The following is a 19,141-nucleotide window of genomic DNA, read 5'->3' as shown; positions in this document are numbered from 1 at the left end:
CGCTGAGAGCGGCTCACCGGGACGCACGCTCTGCGGCTCCTTATCGCACACGTCGCCTGACCAGCGATGTTCGTCGTGGGGTGACCTAACCTGAACGCTTTGGGCGGGCGTTGGCAAAGACGGGGTGTCAGGGCGAAGCGAAACCCGAGGAGCTTCATGTCGTCAGACGCGGAACTGATCGGTAGGTCGCTGCGCGGAGATACCGATGCTTTCGTGGAAGTGATCAGCCGGCACGAGACCGCGCTCGGGAACTACCTGGCGCGCAGAGTGGGGCGGCAGGCAGCCGAGGACGTGCTCGGCGATGTGTGGGTGGCGGCTTACGAGTCCCGTGCGAACTATGACCGTTCGTACCCCGAAGCGAGGCCTTGGTTGTACGGCGTCGCGCTGAACAGGCTGCGCCGGCACTGGCGGTCCGCACCGGCCGAGGAGCCGGCGTCGGACCTGACCGGCGTGGCGAGTGACTGGGATCCCTGGCCGGCGGTGGATGTCCGCGTGGACACGCAGGCACTGCTGAGCAGGGCACTGGCTCGGCTCAAACCGGAAGAGCGGGAAGTGCTGGGCCTGGTCGCCTGGGAGGACCTGACCGTCGCCGAGGCCGGGCGGGTGCTCGACATTCCGGCCGGCACGGCCCGCCGCCTGTTGCACCAGGCGCGCAAGGCGTTGCGTAAAGCCCCCGAAGTGGTCGCGCTGCTGCAAGTCCCGACAACGTGAAAGACAGCCCATGGATGAAATGGATCTCATGAAGAATCTGCGTGACGTGCCGTCCCCCGGTCCCGAGGCCTATGACCGTGCCCGCACGGCACTGCAGACGGCGATGGGGGAACCCGTGGCCACGGTCGTGCGACCGAGGCGCTGGTTCTCCTGGCCCAAGGTCGGCGTCGCCGCCGTGGGCGCGGCAGCCGTCGCGGCGGCTGTGGTGATGGGTACGTCAGGCGGCAACGTCCCGGCCGGCCCGTCCGGCGCGGCCCCGCAGGCGGTCGAGGCCCAGCAGGCGGTCGAGGCGCCGCTGGTGAAGCTGGCCTCCGCGGTCCAGGCAGCCGGCACGCAGCCAGGAGACGCGTCGCTGATCATCAACACGAAGTTCGGGCCGGACAACAAACCGGACCTCTACTACACCCTCTACACCGACAAGGGCCAGCAGTTCACGGGCGACTCGGCGAAGACCCTGGTGGACGCAGTCGCCAAGGGCCACGCCGAGCCTGCTGCGCCGTACGAGGGGAAGGTGATGGCGGCGGCCCGTCTTGCCGCGAACGGCGACGTGGACAAGGCCAGGATCGCGATGATCACCGCGTCCAACAATGCTCTGGGAGTCGGCCTGAGCCCCGCCGAGGCCGACAAGGCCTGGGCGGCCGCCCAAGCGGAGACCGCGGAGATGTTCCGCAAGGTCGGCAAGCCGGTTCCCGCCCCCCAACCGCGTCCGACGGGCAAGGACCTGGAAAACCTCATCAACAACCACTTGTGGAGCAACGCCGAACACGCGCTGTTCGCCAACGCCGCCGATGCGGAGGTCCGCGCGGGCGTGCTGAAGCTGTACGCGACCATCCCGGACATGATCGTCGGCAAGACCAACGTCGACGGCCAGGCCGCGCTGACCCTCACTGCGCCCCCCGCCATCCTGGGCGGCAGTGCGGACGTCCTCACCATCAACGCCGACAACGGCCTGCCGATCCGTGAGGAGATCACCTCGGCGGAATCGTCCAAGCGCTATGTGGTGAACTACAAGTCCTCCCGCGTGACCCTTTCCGACGTGGCCGCGGGCAAGATCTGATCTTCGTACCGAACTGTCCTGGGAGGGTCCGAGATCATCTCGGCCCTCCCAAGACAGTTCTGTCTGGGCGTCGCCGCCGTTCTGCGTCCGGTAGCTGCTCATCTGCCGGAGTAGTGCGAGTGAGCTTCCCCAAGATCGTGGGGCCCGACCTTGGCACTGTCGCGCCTGAAATGCGTGTCGTCGTCGGAGTCCGGCGGTTGCCTGGCAAAGCTCGTGAGACTCACTTGGCGGGATCGCCCGCACATCGGCATGACCGGACGGCAGCCGGTCAGCCGGCACGTCAAAATGTGCCGATGAACTTCGAGCATCTCAGCAATGATCGACTCAACGAGGCCGGTGCTTACCTTGCGGCCGCCGAAGCAGTTCGCCAGACGCCTCATCCGGTCGACCTCAAAGCTGAGGACCGACGATGGCTACTCACCGTCAACCACAAGAAGGCGAGAGTGTTTTCTCGCCGGATCAACACAGACCGCCCGTTACGGCGAGCGACCGATCAAGACGTCGGAGGCGTGCACGCGGTGATCTTCGTCGATCTGAGTACCTCCTTGCCGGGCTTCTACGTCGTCCCACCCGAACACTCCACCACCGGGCTAGTCGACCAACACCGCGACGATTGGGAGCTGTTCGACTGAGCAGCGAGGCGGTTCGACGCGTTCACTGCGGTGGTCTGCCGGCCCGTACCGATGGGAGCGGAGACAAGGTGCTCGGTGGTGCTCGCTTGCCGACGTTCGGAGTTGACATCTCGCCGCCGCCCCTGGCCGCAGGGCCGAGCGGCCAGGGGTAGCGGTCGACGCCGCGGCAGCAGGCGAGAACCGGGTCGTCCGATCAGGCCCGGTTCAGTTGCCACTGCTGGTTGGCCCCGCCGTTGGCGGCCCACTGCACGACCTGCGCCCCGTCGCTCGTCGCCGCGCCGTAGACGTCCGCCAGCAGTCCGCTGTCGTGGCTGACGATGGTGTAGTAGCCGTTGCCGGTGGACCGCAGGTACCACATCTGGTTGGTGCCGCCGTTGGGCGTCCACTGCTGCAGTTGCAGCCCGGCCGTGCTGCTGTTGGCGTTGACGTCGAGCACCTTTCCGCTCGGGACGTACTGGAGGGTGTAGGAGCCGTCGGAGGTCGTGGCGATGGTCCAGGTGGCGGTGCCGCTCTGCTGGACCACCTTGGCACCGTCCGCGGTGGAGTTGCCCGCGACAGCGAGCGGCTTGCCGCTGTTGCGGTTGACGATGCGGTAGTTGCCCGGTGCGGGTCCGTCTCCGCCGCTTCCCCCGAGGTTGAAGTACTCCACCGCGTCGGTGAAGACGGGGCTACCGGACTTCGTGGTCGACAGCTGCAGGTACACGCGGTTGCCGGTGGCCGGGGTGGTGAAGGACACCGGTTGGGTGACCCGCGAGCCGAGCGGGACGGTCAGGGTCGTGCTTCCGGACGCGACGACCGCGCCGTCCGGCGCGTCGAGCCGCGCCGTCCAGGTGAGGCCCACCGAAGTGTCGGCGAAGTCGTCGTTGAAGACGGTGATGTTGCGGGTGACCGTGGCGTTCCGGGCGTAGTTGGGCACGGCCTGCGGCAGAGGGAAGGTGCCGTTGGAGTCCGAGACGCCGGAGGCCGACCAGAACGGCAGGTCGACCGCGGCCACCGGGTTGAACGCCGCCTGCACGCGCTGGATCTGCGGGTTGCTCCAGGGGTCCGGGAGGTTGTCCGCGCCGTAGACGGGGCGACCGCCCTCCTCCGGGGTGAAGTCGGTGGTCCGCACTCCGGGCACGACGCCGGCCCAGGCGGACAGCAGTGTGTACGGACGCAGGTCGGTGGCGTTCTTGCCGCGCTTGGCCAGGGTTGCCGTGGCGAACCACTCGAAGCCCTGCTTGGTGTTGCAGGCCGGCCAGATGTACTCGCCCTCGCCGTCGGGCCGCCCATTCACGGTCTTCAGGCCCTCCCCGTACCTGCCGAAGCCGTCGACGTAGTGCGGGAACACCGCGAAGTTGGCGTACGTCATCCCGGGATACCCGTTGAGATTCCCGTCGACGCCCACCTCGGCAATGACCGGCCGGGTGCCATCGTTGCCGTTGATCGCCGCGTACAGGTCCTTCTCGAACTGTTCGGAATCCTGGCCGCTCTGGTTCGGCTCGTTGACCTGGCTCCAGCGGATGACCGCGGGGTGGTTGCGGTCGCGCAGGACCAGCGCACGGGCGTGGTTGACCATGTTGTCGTGCCCGGCGATCCAATCCTGCTTGCCGGAGGAGCCGCGAATCGCGGTCTCGCCGATGATCATCAGGCCCATCTCGTCGGCCACGTCGAGCATGTACGGGCTGGCGGGCTCCTGGTGGATGCGGGCCACGTTGTAGTTGAGCCGCTGGTAGTTGTCGACCGCCTGCGGCCAGCCGCCGTTGCCGGGCGACGGGGGCAGGAAGCCGGGCAGGGTGTCGTAGGCGTCGCCCTTGCCGCCGTTGTTCACCCGGTCATAGTCGGCACCCTGGAGGTTGTCGCCGCGGAAGTTCACGCGCACGCCGTTGAGGTAGTAGTAGTCACCGTTCTGGGTGGCCTCCCGGAACCCGAACCGGTACGTGGCGTCGCTGGTGTGCCCGTCATCGCCGACGGCATGCACCGCCAGCCGGTGCAGCTGCGCCCGGTACCCCGACCGGTACGGCACGTTGGGCCACCAGTACGAGGTGCTGTCGAGGTTCCACGCGACCGGCCCGACGGTCACGGTCACGGTCGAGTGGGCCGCCACGGTGACCGTACGGCTGGGCAGTTCCGGGTAGCTGAAAGCCGTTCCGTTGTCGGACGACAGCGACCCGGTCAACGTCACCGACCGGGAACTGCCCGACGTGTTACGCACCGACACGTCGTAGCTCAACGTCTTGTTCGCCACCGACGTACGCACGAATGTGTCGCTGACGTACACCGCCGGGTACGTCCGCAGGAACGCCGAACGGTAGATCCCCTGGGGGACCGCCTCGGACCAGTCGGCGGCGTCGGGCACCAGGTACCGGCCGTTGGACGCCTTCAACGCGCCGCGGCCCTTCACGGCGACGCTGATCGTGTGGGTGCTACCGGGGGCCGCGTAGGCGGTGATGTCGAAATTCGACGGCGTGAACGCCGTGGTCTGCGTCGCCACCACCCGGCCGTCGACCGACAGCGTCGCCTGGTGATTGACCGCTCCGAACTCGATCCACGTCGACTGCGGCTGACCCGAGTCAGGCACGGTGATGGTGCGCGAGTACACCGCCTCGTTCACGTCGGTGAAGCCCTGCTTGTACCAGCCGCCGCCGGGCACGGTGATCGAGGTCGCCCCCCGACCCGCCGGCGTGAAACTCCACGTCCCGGCCAGGTCGACCGAAGCGATCGCGGCGGCGCCGGCAGCTGCGGCCGCGGGGGCTGGCTGTGTTGCGACGGCCGGCTGTCCTGCGGCGGCGGGTTGTACCGTGTCGATGATCGCGAGGAGTGTGGCGCCGGCCAGCGCTGCGCGGGCGAGGCGCTGGGATAGCGTGCGAGGGTTGTTCTGACGCATCAAGAAACCCCTTTCGAGGGTGTCGCGTCTACGGGGATACACCGATCATCGGACCCATCGTCACTACCCGCCGGGGCCGCCAAAATGGAGAGGTCCACTATGGACTCGTCTACCGGCTCCATGCCCGCGGAGCAGGGCATCGGTCGGTAAGCAATCGCGTTCGAACCGGTTCGACAGAACGATAAGCGGGGTCGACTCGTGGTGTCAAACACGTCTATGGCTTGCGGCGAAAGAAGAGCGCAATCCCGTGAAACTTTCAAAGCCGCAACTGGATGCTCCGCCGTCGGCGGTCCACTGGATGACCCGTTCTCCGTCGTTAGTTGCGGCGCCGGAGACGTCGGCTAGCGGCCGGTTACGCCCGTCGTTGGGCACGTACGACCCCTTCCGTTACGTGAGCTGGACATCGCGGGCGATGGTCGGCCTGCTGCGTTCTCGCGGCGCGCGTGGGAATCGACGGCAAGGTTTCGGTGTTCGGTCGGTGTCCGGATTCGGCTCGCGGCGTGATGCTGCCGCTTACGCCGCTGGGTTGGAGGTGGATCGGCGTCGGCGGGTGTGGATCGATCCGGCCGACAGCGCCGTGACGGTCGCCGAGTGGGTGGCGCGGTGGTTCCGGTCGCTGGATCTCGATCGGCGGACGATCGAGACCTACCGGAGCCGGCGGCGGTGCCACATCTTGCCGAAGTTCGGGGACGTGCCGCCGGGTGCGATCACGGGGCTGGGCGTGACCGAATGGGCCCGACAACTGGAACGGGACGGGTTCGCTCCGTCGACAGTGAGCTCACAGCTGAACCTCCTGTCGATGCTGCTGACCGATGCCGCCGATGAGCGGCTGATCCCGTTCAATCCGGTGCGGCGGCGGAGGCGTCGTGGCCGGCGGTCACGGCGGGCGGTGCCGGAGCGGGTGTGGGCGACGCCGGAGCAGGTGGTGCGGATCGCCGAGCAGGCCGGCGTCCTCGGCGGCCCCATCGCGCGGCTGCTCATCATCACCGCGGCCTGGACCGGCTGCCGGTGGGGCGAACTCGCCGGCCTGCACCGGGACAACGTCGATTTCCGGCGTGGTCTGCTGGTGATCGATCCGTTGGTGGGGGCGCTGCACGAGTCGGGGTCGATGCGATGGCTCGGTCCGCCGAAGACCCGGGCCTCCGCCCGGCCGATCGCGCTGCCGCCCTTCCTGGTCGCACTGCTACGCGAGCACCTCGCCCGGCACCGGCATGAGTTCGTATTCACCACGCCGAGCGGAACCTGGTTGTGGCGCTCGACGTTCCTGCGCCGCGTCTTCCGCCCCGCGGTCGACGGCACCGAGGCGTCCGGGACGAAGGCGGAGTGCGCGGCGGTCCGGCCGGGCTTGACCTTCCACGGGCTGCGGCACAGTCACAAGACGTGGCTGATCGCCGGCGGCGTGCCGGAGATCGCCCAGGCCCGCCGGCTCGGTCACCACCTGGACAACCGGGTCATCGAGACCTACTCCCACGTCGCCCCGGAGGTCGAGCAGCGGCTGCTCGAGGACCTCGAGCGCCGCTGGCACACCGCGGCACCGCCGCCACCGACACCGAGTGTGGTCGAGGGTGGGCGGATGGCGCCGGTTGTCCCCCTCTTCGCCACGGTGGGGTCACCCGACGGACGAGCCCGGGAGCAGCGGGAACACCGCACCGCCGCCGCGCCGGGGCAGTGCTCCAGTTCTGCCCCAGCAGGAGCACAAGATCACGCCGCAAGCCGATCACCGAAGATCGAACCGACACTGCAGAAAACCCCTCCGACCAGCCCGGAAGACTGAAACGAAGGGGTTCATTGCGATGTGGAGCTAAGGGGACTCGAACCCCTGACCCCCTCACTGCCAGTATGGGCCGAACATGGCCCTGACCTGCGGGTATGGAGAACCTGCTGGTCGCGTGGCGCAGTTGGCTGCCGTTGAGTGCGGTCCTGTGCAGTTGGATGCGGTTGGCATCGTGGCTGTGCTCCAGGTTTGCTCCACATTAATTGGCGAGAGACCGTCGCTGGCGGCCTGCACGGGTTTGTTCTGAAACTCGTTCAGGGAGGCTGCGCGTGGCGCTCAGTTGGGTTCGCACGTGCGGCAGAGTCACGCTCGGGCGCGTTACCTCCCGGTGATTTCCGCGATCATGGTGTCCATCGTGTCCCTCGGCGCTGCGGCCAGAAGGCCTTCAACTATGCCTTGACAAGCGTCCTCATCGCGGCATGAGAGTGCATTCGTTGGGTCATGGAATCTGCGTGCCCAGTAGCGGTTCGTAGTTGGCATGTGGCTAGATCCGACGGCTCGGCTGGCGGGACGCCCAAGACCGACGTGTTTCAGGCCGCCCGGGTCGTGCTGCGCTACGACTCGGCGCACCTACGGCCGACCGTCCCCGCTACGAGGCCGAGCTGACCAAGCTGGCTGCCTGCAAACGTGGCCCCCGCTGCCGCACTTGAGTCAGTCCGCGCTACGGCATAGTCGAGGTGCGGACGTGCCTAGCATCGATCCGACGAGTCACTTGCGTTCATGCGCACATTCTTCAGCGCCCGTTCGTCACCTCGCGGATGAGCTGAACGACCTCGGGAGCCGTGTCTACGTTCCGGACGTTCGGCAGAGTGATCGACTTGTCGTCGGATGCGAACGCCTGTTCCGGATGTGACTTGGCAGCAGCGGTGACTGCGTCGTGCATATCGCCGCCTGTGGTGACGACCAGGCGGCAACGGAGGGCGAGAACGCCGTTGAGAAACGGCGCGATCGTGTCGGGCCGCCGGTTCGGGGAGATGAGGTGTTGAGCGTTCACCGGTTCGCCCTTGGTCTCCGCCTGGATTGCTCGCCAGATCTCCGGTGCGTCGCCTGAGGAGGTGCTGGCGAGGCAGATGCGGGCATTGCGCGAGATGTTGGCATAAGCGACTGGCTGCGGCGCAGGCTCGGCGGGGCGCAGGAGAACGGTCGCTGTGACTCCTGCAACAGCCAACAGTACACCGAGGACGGCCCAATGCAGTCGTTTCACGATTTTCCCTTTCCGCGAACGACCCGCCGGCGCAAGAACCAGCCGAGCGTCATCGCCGCAACTGCGGCGATGACGCTCGCCGTCCACGGCCAATGCGAGGTGTTCGTATCGGTTGTGACGGCGGGAAATCCGGTTGCCGTCGTGGGTGCCGAGGTCAAGGCCTTCAGCGGGTTCACGATGCCGAATCCGTAGTGGTCGTCATGGGTGGCGTCGCCGTGACGATCGGCGGTGTCGATCAGCTGCCGGATGACCCGCCCTGCAGGAAGGTCGGGCCATTTCGACCAGACCAGCGCGGCGGCGGCAGCGACGTAGGGCGCGGCGTAGCTGGTGCCATCGCCACGGAGGTATCCGCCGTGGTTGTTCGCGGACGCGATATCCGTGGCCGGAGCGGCCAGTGTCGCTTGTGGACCTGATTGGCTATCCGGCCAGAACTCGTTACCGGAATCGACTCCGGTGACGGCGACCACGCCCGGGAAGTAAGCCGGATATGACGGAGGATTTCCGTCGCGACCACTGTTCCCGGTGGCCGCGACGACGAGGGCGCCGCGTTCGAGAGCGTGGCCGACTGCGGAACGCAGATTTGGGTCGGGTACTGATATCGATTCGGAGATAGTGATGATCCGGGCGCCGTGGTCGACGGCGTAGATGATTCCCTCGGCGAGTGAGACCGGTTGTGTCTCGCCATCGATTGTGACTCGTACAGGGAGAATCTTGGCGTCCGGCGCCAGGCCGATCATGCCGGCACCCGCATCGTTCTTTCCGGACCCGGCGATGATCGCGGCGATCGAAGTTCCGTGCGAGTCCCGGGAACGGTCCGACTGACCGCTGTCGCCGGCGACACCGGCAAAGCCGGTGCCCGGGAGAACCTGCCCGGCCAGGTCCGGGTGGTCAGCCTGGCAGCCACTGTCGAGGACCGCGATCGTGGTCCCGCGGCCTCGTGCCATCGCCCACACTTGTTCCGCGCGCAGATGTTGGGAGTCCAACGGCCATTCGGCTTCGCGCTCACCGGCCGCCGACGCCGGCGTCACGGTCATCACCATCATTCCGGCAAACAGGACAAGGAACAACTTTCTTCGCACCAATGAAATCCTCCCGCCTCGTGCAGTGTGGAGCATAACCGTTCAGGTACCTCAATGGACTAGTCCAAAACGGACCTTCCGGGACAAGACGGTTCCACGTATTGACTTTCCGATCTCAAGTGTCTGATTGTTGCGTTGCTGCGCCTCCAGAGGGGGAGTGCGCCCGATACTGGGGACGTGGTGGGCGTGAGCCGCTGGCGTGTGCGATTTTCCGGAAGGGCGCAAAGAGTCGTTAGCTGGTTTCTCGCGGTCGTGCTGATCGCCGGGCTGACTGAGTCGGCGGGCATCGCGTCGGCAAGCGTGTGGACGCCACACCAGGCTTCCGGCACCGCGGCCGGAAAGTCACACCAGGCGCCATCGGCACTGTCGACGAAGCAAAAAGGGCGCCCGCCTGGAACCAAGCCAGGAGCTCCGGAAGCCGGTCCGCAGCTGCCTGCGGTGACCCCGCAGCTGTCCAACTCGGAACGAGCGACGTCCACGGCGGGGAACGCGGACGCGCGCACACCGACCCGGAAGCCGAAGCAACGGTCGGAAGTCGTCTCGGACCGGACTCCCACGACGAAAGTCTTCGCCAACGACGACGGCAGCTTCACCGCGCGGGTCTACAGCACCCCGGTGCACTACCGAACGGCGACGGGGGCATGGAACGACATCGACGCCACCCTGGTCCGCGGCGGCGACGGTGCCTGGCACGAAAAAGCGAACTCGCCGGGCGTCACGTTCGCCGCGACGGCCAACGCACCAGAGCTGGTCTCCGTGCCGCTGACCGGCGGGGCGTCGATCGGGTTCTCGCTGCAGGACTCGGCACCCGCGGCCGGCGAACCCGACGGCAGCGCGATCACCTACCCAACGGTTCGGCCGCACGCGGACCTCAAGTACCAGGCGACCGCTGTCGGAGCCAAGGAGACCCTCGTCCTGCACGACGCGTCCGCGCCGACCAGCTGGAGCTTCCCGCTGCATCTGACCGGCGTCACCGCGAAGCTCGGCGCCGATGGTCGCAGTGTCGAGTTTTCCGACGCGACGGGCCGCGTGGTCGACACGATCACCAACGGCTTCATGGAGGACGCCAAGGTCGATCCGCGTTCGGGTGACGGCGCGATGTCCATCGGCGTCACCTACGCCCTGGACACCGCCAACGGCCAGCAGGTGCTGCGGGTGAGCCTGGACCCGGTGTGGCTGCGGGACCCGGCGCGTGTCTTCCCGGTCGCGGTCGATCCATCGGTGTCCGACCTGAACACAGTGTCCTCGACGTATGTGATGAGCCCGTACAAAAACAACTACAGCAGTGACGCCGAACTGAAAGTCGGGACGTTCAACGGCGGAGGGAACGTCGCCAACTCCTACCTGAACTTCAACGTCGGCGCGGCTCTCGCGAACAACTACGTCGAGGCCGTCACCCTGGACCTGGACGAAATCTGGTCCTACTCCTGCTCGCCCCGCCCCGTGTACGTCGCGCCGATCACCAGCGGCTGGTCGGTGTCGTCGATCAACCAGTACCCCGGACTGTCCTACGGCGGAGTGATCGGCAGCAACAGTTTCGCGGGCGGCACCAGCTGCGGCGGCCCGGTGTGGCAGTCGATCGACCTCGGCGACAACCCTTCCGCCGCCGGGACCCAGCTCGTCGAGAGCTGGGCCCACGGCGGCGGGAACCTCGGCCTCGCCCTATACGCCAGCGGCAGTGACACCTACGCCTGGAAGCGCTTCGACAGCGTCAACTCCCCCTACCCGCCGTACCTGTCCATCACCTACAGCCCGTACGGCGCGGACTACCGGGTCTCCAACAGCTACGTCCAGCCAACCGGAACCGCCGCCGGTTCCCAACAGGTCACCGTGACCAACCGGGGCACGGGGACCTGGACCCCGCCGGGCACCACCCTGTCCTACCAGCTCTACACCACCAGCTGGCAGCGAGTTTCCGTCACCGCGCCCAAAACCTCGCTGCCGCAGTCGGTCGGCCCTAACGGATCGGTCACCGTCAACGCCGCCATCGGCGCGGTGACACCCGGCCAGTACTACTTGTGCTGGGACATGCAGAACGGATCCACCTCATTCAACACCGGCTACGGGGTGCCGACGTCGACGTGCAGCCTGATCAACTCCGCCAACACGCCACCGCAGATCGACTCCGCCAACCCACCGTCCAATGTGGTCCTCGGCTCGCTGACCCCACAGCTGATGGCGACCGGGCACGACCCGGACAACTACCCGGCGAGCGGCCTGGACTACGACTTCGTCCTGTACGGGCCGCCTGCCGCGGGGAGCAGCACCCCGCCGACGCTGGCCGACTCCGGCTGGGTGCAGACACCCAACTGGAGCGTGCCCGCAAACAAGCTGGCGTGGAACCAGACCTATTCCTGGACCGTCGCCGTACGCGACCACCTCGGGCAGAGCGCACCTTCGGTACCCGCGTACTTCTCGACCGCCGTGCCGCAGCCTCTGATCACCTCCCACCTCGGCACCGCGGCAACCGCCGAAGCCGGCCGCGGCTTCGACGCCGGCGTCGGCGACTACACCAGCACCGCCACCGACGCAAACGTCGCCGTCACCGGCCCGGCACTGACGATCACTCGGTCGTACAACTCGCTCGACCCGAGAACCACCAGCTTGTTCGGCAGCGGCTGGTCCACCGCCTACGACATGGCAGCCACGCCGGACAGCGACGGCTCCGGCAACGTCGTGGTGACCTATCCGGACGGCCGGACCCTGCGCTTCGGCCTCAATGTCGACGGCACAACTTTCGCGCCACCGCAGGGCACCTACGCCACGTTCAGCCCCGTCTCCGGCGGCGGATTCACCCTGACCGACCGTGGCGGCACGACCTACACCTTCGGCCGCCACGTCGGCGCGAGCTGGAAGCTCACCACCGTCACCGACGCCGATGGCCGGACCGAAACCCTGACCTACGACGCCGGGGGCGCGCTCAGCACGATCACCAACACCGCCGGCGGCCGCTCACTGCACCTGACCTGGAACGGCGCCCACGTCGGCCAAGTGAGCACCGACCCGGTCACCACCGGCGGCGCCCCGCTGACGTGGACCTACAGCTACGCCGGCGACACGCTCACCAAAGTCTGCCCGCCGACCTCGGCGACCCAGTGCACGACCTACGGTTACACCAGCGGCAGCAGTGCCGGTTCGCACTACCGGTCCACGGTCCTCGACGCCCAGCCCTACGCCTACTGGCGGCTCAACCAGACCTCGACGGCGACCACCGCGGTCGACGAGGTCGGTCCGAACCTCGGCACCCTCAACGGCACCTCCACCGCGACATCGTCGAGCACCTCCACACCTCACCCGGGGTCACCCGACACCGCGACGGCGTTCGGCGGCAACGCATCAGTCCGCTTGCCGGACAACCTGGTCGGGTCCGCGACCTACCTGTCCGTCCAGCTCTGGTTCCAGACGACCGCGAACGGTCCCGCCGGCGTGCTGCTGTCCACCGGACACAGCCCGATCGGCAGCGCCAATCCGAGCTCCGGATCGATGCCCGTGCTGTACGTCGGCACCGACGGCAAGCTCTACGGCCAGTTCTGGACCGGCGCCGTGGCCCCGACCGTATCCGCGGGGAAGGTCAACGACGGTGCCTGGCACCAGGCGACACTGACCGGACAGGGCACGACGCAGTCGCTGTACCTGGACGGCGCCCTCGTCGGCACCAAGGCCGGGCAGCTGGGCAACTACGATCCCGAAGACTTCGTCGGCGCCGGTTACGTGAACACCAACGCCTGGATCAACGGCCCGCCCGCCGGCTGGAGCTACTTCTCCGGCAACATCGCCGAAACGGCGTTCTACACCCACGCCCTGGGCGCGCCCGCCATTGCTCAGCAGTACGCCGCCGGAACCACCGCCGCAGCCGAGTTGACGTCGGTCACCAGCCCGAACGGAAAGACAGCGGCGCAGGTCCAATACGACAACGTCATCGACCGCGCCACCCGGGTCACCGACGCCAACGGCGGCAGCTGGACCATCGGCTCACCGTCGTCCTCCGGATCCAGCGCCCAATACCGCGGCGCCGTCCTCAGCGCGCTGCCGCGTAACCACTGGTCGCTGGGGGAGTCCTCTGGTACCCAAGCCGCGAACCTGATGACCACGGGCAACGCCCACGGCAACGGCTACGACCCCATCGGCTCGGACGGATACGCGACCTACCACAACGTCACCCTCGGACAGCCCGGCATGATCACCGGCGCGGCGGACACCGCGGCCGGCTTCAACGGCACCAGCTCATGGGTCGCCTTGCCACAGGCTGCCAACGGCGACTTCGGGCTGTGGTTCAAGACCTCCAACCCGGGCGGCGTTCTCCTCGGCTGCCAGTCCCAAGCACCCGGCACCTCCGGTGTCCCGGCCGACGCCCACCCCGAGTTGTACGTCGGCACGGATGGCAAGCTCTACGGCGAACGATGGGACGGCTACTACACGCCGATGGCTTCGCCGTCGGGAGTCGCCGACGGGAAGTGGCACTTCGTCGCTCTGGTCTGGGAGAGCGACGGGGCCGCCTGGGACGAGAAGCTGTACCTCGACGGCATGCCCGTGGCCACCCGGAGCAAGGACGTCGGCGACTGTGACGGCGACGACACCACCTACGTCGGTGCGGGCTACATCAGCAGCGCCTGGCCGGCCGCGCCGACGGCTAACCCGCAGGGATACTTCACCGGTTCCATCGCCAACGTCACCAATTTCGGCTATGTGACGCCGAACGCCGGCACGATCAAGGCGTTGTACGACGCGTCCCACGCCGCGGCCACGAGCACCACACCCTTCACGACGGTCACGGTCACCGACCCCGGCACTGCGACCTTGAAGTCCGTCTACGACCCCGCGGGCGGCGGGCGCCTCGTCGCCGCGACGGACGGCCTTGGCAACACGACATCTCACAGCTACGACGTCAACGGCTTCCCCTACCGGACAACCGATCCGGACGGCGCCTACGTCCTCACGACCCATGACACCCGCGGGAACCTGCTGTCCCGCACCACCGGCGACACCAGCGACTGGAACACCGCCACCAGCTACTACACCTATCCAGCCGCCGGCACCTACGCGAGCACCGACCCCCGCGACGACGAACCCACGGCGTTTCGCAACGAAAACTCCGCGGACCAGAACGACACCACCTACCTCACCGGCTACAGCTACTCCACCCACGGTGACCTCCTGACCGTCACCGACCCACTCGGCGGGCAGAACACCAGCACCTACACCACCGGCACCGAGACAGCGATCGGAGGTGGCACCCAGCCGGCCGGGCTGCTCGCCACCCGCACCGACCCGCTCCACCACGTCACCAGCTACAGCTACGACAACGCCGGAGACCTCGCCCAGGTCATGCTGGCCAGCGGAGCCCGGACGACGTACTCCTACGACAACCTCGGGCGCCGCACCGGTCAGACCGACTACTCCGACACCTTCCCCATCGGGATCACCACCGCCTACACCTACGACGGCAACAGCCGCCTGCTCAGCAGACTCGATCCGGCCACGACCGACGCCGTCACCGGCAGGGTCCACACCAGACAAACGAGCCTCACCTACGACCCGGACGGCAATACCCTCACATCGACCGTGTCGGACACGACCGGCGGCGACACGGCACGCGCCACAGTGGACACCTACAACAGCCACAACCAGCGCGACAGCCACACCGACCCGCTGAACCACCGCAGCACGTACGGTTACGACGCCTACGGCAACATCAGCACCACCACAGACCCGAGCGGCAACAGCTACGCGTACAGCTACAACGCCAACCGGCAACGCCTGACCACGACGCTGCGGAACTGGACCGGTGACCCGAACGCCCCTTCGCCCGCCGCCGACCTCGTCCTCGACTTCCGCTCCTACGACCCGGCCGGACTGCTCGCCCTCGACACGAACGCCATGGGGCGGCAGCACGCCTACACCTACACCGCCCGCGGCGCCCTCTCCACAGACACCCTCAGCGGTCCCGGAGACCCCGCAACCTTCTTCCGGTTCTACGACTACGAGCCAGCCGGCGCCCTCTTCGAGATCGACCAGGGCCCGAAAGACAACGTACTGCAGACCTACTACTTCCATGACGAAGCGGGCCGGATAAGCAGTTACGCCCGCCTCACCGACAGCTGCACCTGTGACGGCCAGACGACCATCGGCTACACCCGCGACGCCGCGGGGAACATCACCAAGCAGTCCGAAGTGGACGGTACGAGCACCTACGACACCGACTACACCTACGATGTCCTCGGCGACCGGACGTCCCAGACCGTGCACAACGGGTCCGCCGACCTCATCACATCGTGGACTTACGACCAGCGCGGCGTCGCGACCTCGATGACCGATCCGCGCGGGACGGGCTACACCACCGACTACACCCACGACGCCCTCGGCCGGCTGACCACGACGACAGCGCCCGCCACGAGCGTGGAAACCGGCGGCGGTGCGCCGGTCCAGGCCCGGCCGATCAGCCAGACCGGCTACGACACCTTCGACGAACCGACGGCGACGTCCGATCCTGACGGAAACATCACCACCGACACCTACGACGCCGACGGGGAGCTGCTGGCCGTCTCCTCTCCGGCATACACACCGCCGGGGACCACGACGAGCCTCACCCCGACGTCCAGCCGTACCTACGACGCCCTCGGCAACGTCCTCACCAGCACCGATCCGCTCGGCAACGTCACCACGAACACCTACGACCAGCTCGGCCACCTCGCCCGGCAGAGCCTGCCCACGGCCGGCGGTACCACCCCGGTCTGGCGTTACGGCTACGACCTCGACGGCGACCTGCTCTCGGCCACCGATCCGACCGGGGCACGTCACGAAGCCACCTACGACGCTGCCAGGGAACAGCTGACCTCGACCGACATCGTCCGCCAACCCACAGCCGCCGCCTACACCACCCAGTTCACCTACGGCCTCAACGGCCGCTTCCTCGGCCTGCCCACCATCGTCACCCAGCCCGGCGGGCAGCAGACCAGCTACGAATACAACCGGCTCGGCGAAACCACGTCCGAAACCGACCCGCTCCAGCACAAGACCACCTACGACTACGACGACCTCGGCCGCGCGACCCGCACCACCCTGCCCGACGGCACAGCTACGACAAAGACCTACGACCCGGCCGGTCGACACACCGGATCGGCGGAACTCGACGCCGCCGGAACCACCCTGGCCACCACCAGCGCGACGTACGACCCGGCGGACAACCTGGCGACCAGCACCGACGCGACCGGCGCCACAACCGTCTACAGCCACGACGCCCAGGGGCGGCTGACCCAGCGCGTCGACCCGGTCTCGGCCGGATCGACGATCACCACCGGCAACGGCTATGACGCTGCCGGCCACCTGACCCGGTCCACCGACGGCGCGGGCCACGTCACCACCTTCACCTACAACAGCCTGGGCCTGCTCGAGTCGAAGATCGCGCCGCACGTCGCCGGATACACCACCACCGCCGACAGCACAGCCACCCTGTCCTACGACAGCGCCGGCCGACCGACGGCGGTCTCGCTACCCGGCGGAGTCGGCACGTCCGTCACCTACGATGCGCTGGGCCGCGTCACCGCAGAGACCGGCACCGGCGCACAAGCCCCGACGCCCAACCGCAGCTTCGGGTACGACGCCGCAGACCGCCTCACCTCCGTCGGCGCGCCCGGCGGCACCGAGACGTTCACCTACGACGACCGCGGCGACCTGCTGACCGCCGCGGGCCCCGCCGGCACCAGCAGCTTCGGCTACAACAGCAACGGACAGCTGACCACTCGTACCGACCGGGCCGGCACCGCAGCCTTCACCTACGACGCCGCCGGGCAGCTGGCCACCGCCACCGACCCCCAGACCGGCACCACCGCCACCTACGGCTACAACACGATCGGGCAAGTCACCTCGATCGGGTACGGCACCTCGGCCGCCACCCAGACCAACACCTACAACGACCAGCACCAACTGACCGGCCAATCCCTGACCGCACCCGGCGGCACCGCCGAGGCTTCGATCACCTACGGCCACGACCCCGACGGCCATATCACCAGCCTCACCACCGCCGGCACCGCGGGCGCCGGCGGTACCAGCTACGGGTATGACCAATCCGGGCGGCTGACCTCAGCCACCAGCGGCGGCACGACGACGACCTACGGCTACGACGGTGCGGGCAACCGAACCCAGGCCGGGTCGGCAACGGCGACGTACAACGAACGCAACCAGCTGGTCAGCGCCGGTTCCACGTCGTACACCTACACCGCTCGCGGAACCCTGTCGTCGAAGACCTCCGGCGGGACGACGACCGGCTACACCTTCGACGCTTTCGGCCAGCTCGGCACCGACGGCACGAACAACTACAGCTACGACTCCCTCGGCCGCATGCTGACCAGCGGCGCCAATACCTTCAGCTACGACGGCACCACCAGCGTTCTCACCGGCGACGGCGCCGACACCTACGGTCGCGGTCCCGACGGCGATCTGCTGTCGGTCAGCCGGGGCGGGCACTCGGCACTCGCCTTCACCAACGCCCACGGCGATCTCACCGCGACCTTCACCGCCGGCGGCGCCTCGCTCGACGGTTCCACGGCATTCGATCCGTACGGCCAACAGGCCGCGGTCTCGGGAAACAGCTATGACCTCGGCTACCAGGGTGGCTGGACCAGTCCCACGACTGGCTTCGTGGCCACGGCGTCGCGCTGGTACAACCCGGCGTCAGGCGGGTTCACCAGCCAGGACACCATGCAGACCATCGGCGGGTCGGCAGCGACCGGCAACGGCTACGCCTACGGTGACGACGACCCGCTCGACAACCTCGACCCCACAGGCAACAGCTCCTGCGGCGGCAAATCACGCGGTAGCAGCTCGAGTCGGGGTGGTTCCCGCGGCAAATCTCGCGGCAAGCCACGCCCCGCCGGCGCGGCAGTCAGCTACCTCAGCGAGGCCGACATCCAGGCGGCCCTCTCCCTGGGCGGCTCCCTTTCGTGGTCGGACAGCTACGAAATAGCACCGGCGCCGACCTGGCACTGGTCCTCGGGTCCCTATGTGACCGAAGAGGGCGACATCTACGAGAACGGTCGCCGCGTAGGTAGCGGCGGACGCTACTTCTACGACGAACTGTTCGAGGAATTCTTCGAGGGCGGCCTCTTCCCAGCGTCCGCTGGGGAGTGCGATGTGCCCGACGGGCCGCGCAAGCCGACTGCCGAAGACGGCATCACCCAGAAACCGATCAACGAACGGCCGAGCGGACAGAACACTGCGCCGACCCAGCCGGGTATGAAGAACGGTGACAGCGGCCCTGCCGACGAGCCGGCGAACACTGGAACCGAAGCAGACGTCAATCCCGCTGAGGTCGCCGGCGAAACTCCGTTCCAAGGAGCAAGCCAGCCGGTCGAGCCGGACTTCGGTGAGTCACATGGCGGTGACCCGGGAACCGGATGGGACGCCACCACTGACAGCGGCGTCGACGAAGACTCGACTGGCCAGCTCGATGACCAAATCAAGGCAAGAGAACCGTTACGAGGGCCCGACGGGCGATACATTTCGGATCCGAACCGCCCCGTTACCTCGTCGACCTACGATCGAGTCAATCTTCGCGAATCCACGAAGGCCGCGGTTCGTGCCGCGCAGCCGCAGGACGAGGACGGAAACTACATCGATCCGAACACCGGTAAAATCATTCCGAAGGACGGCCCGTTCCACTACGGACATAGGCCCGGGTTCGAGTATTGGCGAACCCGTGACCGTGCACAGCTGGAAGAGTGGACCCGGCAGCGGTTCATCGAGTACGAGAACGAACCCTCGCATTACTGGATCGAGGATCCGTACAGTAACATGAGCCATCTCTACGAGCAACGCTAGGA

At 67.5% G+C, this 19,141-nt stretch carries 8 protein-coding genes; 5 read left to right on the top strand and 3 right to left on the bottom strand.

The genetic code is table 11. The features are described from left to right. Positions 1-156 precede the first annotated feature (156 nt). From ACH54P_RS21730 to ACH54P_RS21720, 3 genes are all read left to right on the top strand, one after another. Positions 157-711 carry an RNA polymerase sigma factor gene (locus ACH54P_RS21730; protein WP_489915508.1) on the top strand — a complete coding sequence of 185 codons (555 nt, stop codon included), beginning with the start codon at positions 157-159 and terminating at the stop codon, positions 709-711. 10 nt (positions 712-721) lie between these two features. Then, positions 722-1,768 carry a hypothetical protein gene (locus tag ACH54P_RS21725; RefSeq protein WP_489915506.1) on the top strand — a complete coding sequence of 349 codons (1,047 nt, stop codon included), beginning with the start codon at positions 722-724 and terminating at the stop codon, positions 1,766-1,768. A 293-nt stretch (positions 1,769-2,061) separates the two neighbouring features. Continuing rightward, entirely contained in the window at positions 2,062-2,400 is a 339-nt protein-coding gene (locus tag ACH54P_RS21720) for a hypothetical protein (protein ID WP_489915504.1), read from the top strand. Between the two features lie 193 nt (positions 2,401-2,593). Here the strand turns inward: ACH54P_RS21720 and ACH54P_RS21715 are convergent, their stop codons facing one another. Then, the gene (locus ACH54P_RS21715) at positions 2,594-5,266 is read right to left on the bottom strand and encodes an RICIN domain-containing protein (protein ID WP_489915502.1); all 2,673 of its coding nucleotides are present in this window, start codon (positions 5,264-5,266) and stop codon (positions 2,594-2,596) included. 412 nt (positions 5,267-5,678) lie between these two features. Between ACH54P_RS21715 and ACH54P_RS21710 the strand changes: the two genes are divergently transcribed. Next, positions 5,679-7,040: a tyrosine-type recombinase/integrase gene (locus ACH54P_RS21710; RefSeq protein WP_489915500.1), complete on the top strand. Its 1,362-nt coding sequence runs from the start codon at positions 5,679-5,681 to the stop codon at positions 7,038-7,040. A 733-nt stretch (positions 7,041-7,773) separates the two neighbouring features. Here the strand turns inward: ACH54P_RS21710 and ACH54P_RS21705 are convergent. Together ACH54P_RS21705 and ACH54P_RS21700 are read right to left on the bottom strand one after the other, a co-directional pair. Further along, positions 7,774-8,244 carry a hypothetical protein gene (locus tag ACH54P_RS21705; RefSeq protein ID WP_489915498.1) on the bottom strand — a complete coding sequence of 157 codons (471 nt, stop codon included), beginning with the start codon at positions 8,242-8,244 and terminating at the stop codon, positions 7,774-7,776. Further along, positions 8,241-9,323, bottom strand: coding sequence for a S8 family serine peptidase (locus tag ACH54P_RS21700; RefSeq protein WP_489915496.1), 1,083 nt, complete (start codon positions 9,321-9,323; stop codon positions 8,241-8,243). The genes ACH54P_RS21705 and ACH54P_RS21700 overlap by 4 nt, the downstream gene beginning before the upstream one ends. Before the next feature lie 177 nt (positions 9,324-9,500). On the opposite strand from ACH54P_RS21700, the gene ACH54P_RS21695 reads away from it, so the two are divergent. Beyond that, entirely contained in the window at positions 9,501-19,139 is a 9,639-nt protein-coding gene (locus ACH54P_RS21695; RefSeq protein WP_489915494.1) for a GH-E family nuclease, read from the top strand. Positions 19,140-19,141 lie beyond the last annotated feature (2 nt).

The organism is Amycolatopsis sp. N2S4-7, assembly GCF_058119595.1.
The sequence above is the reverse complement of the archived record's forward strand: the minus strand, read 5'-3'. Positions and strand labels throughout refer to the sequence as shown.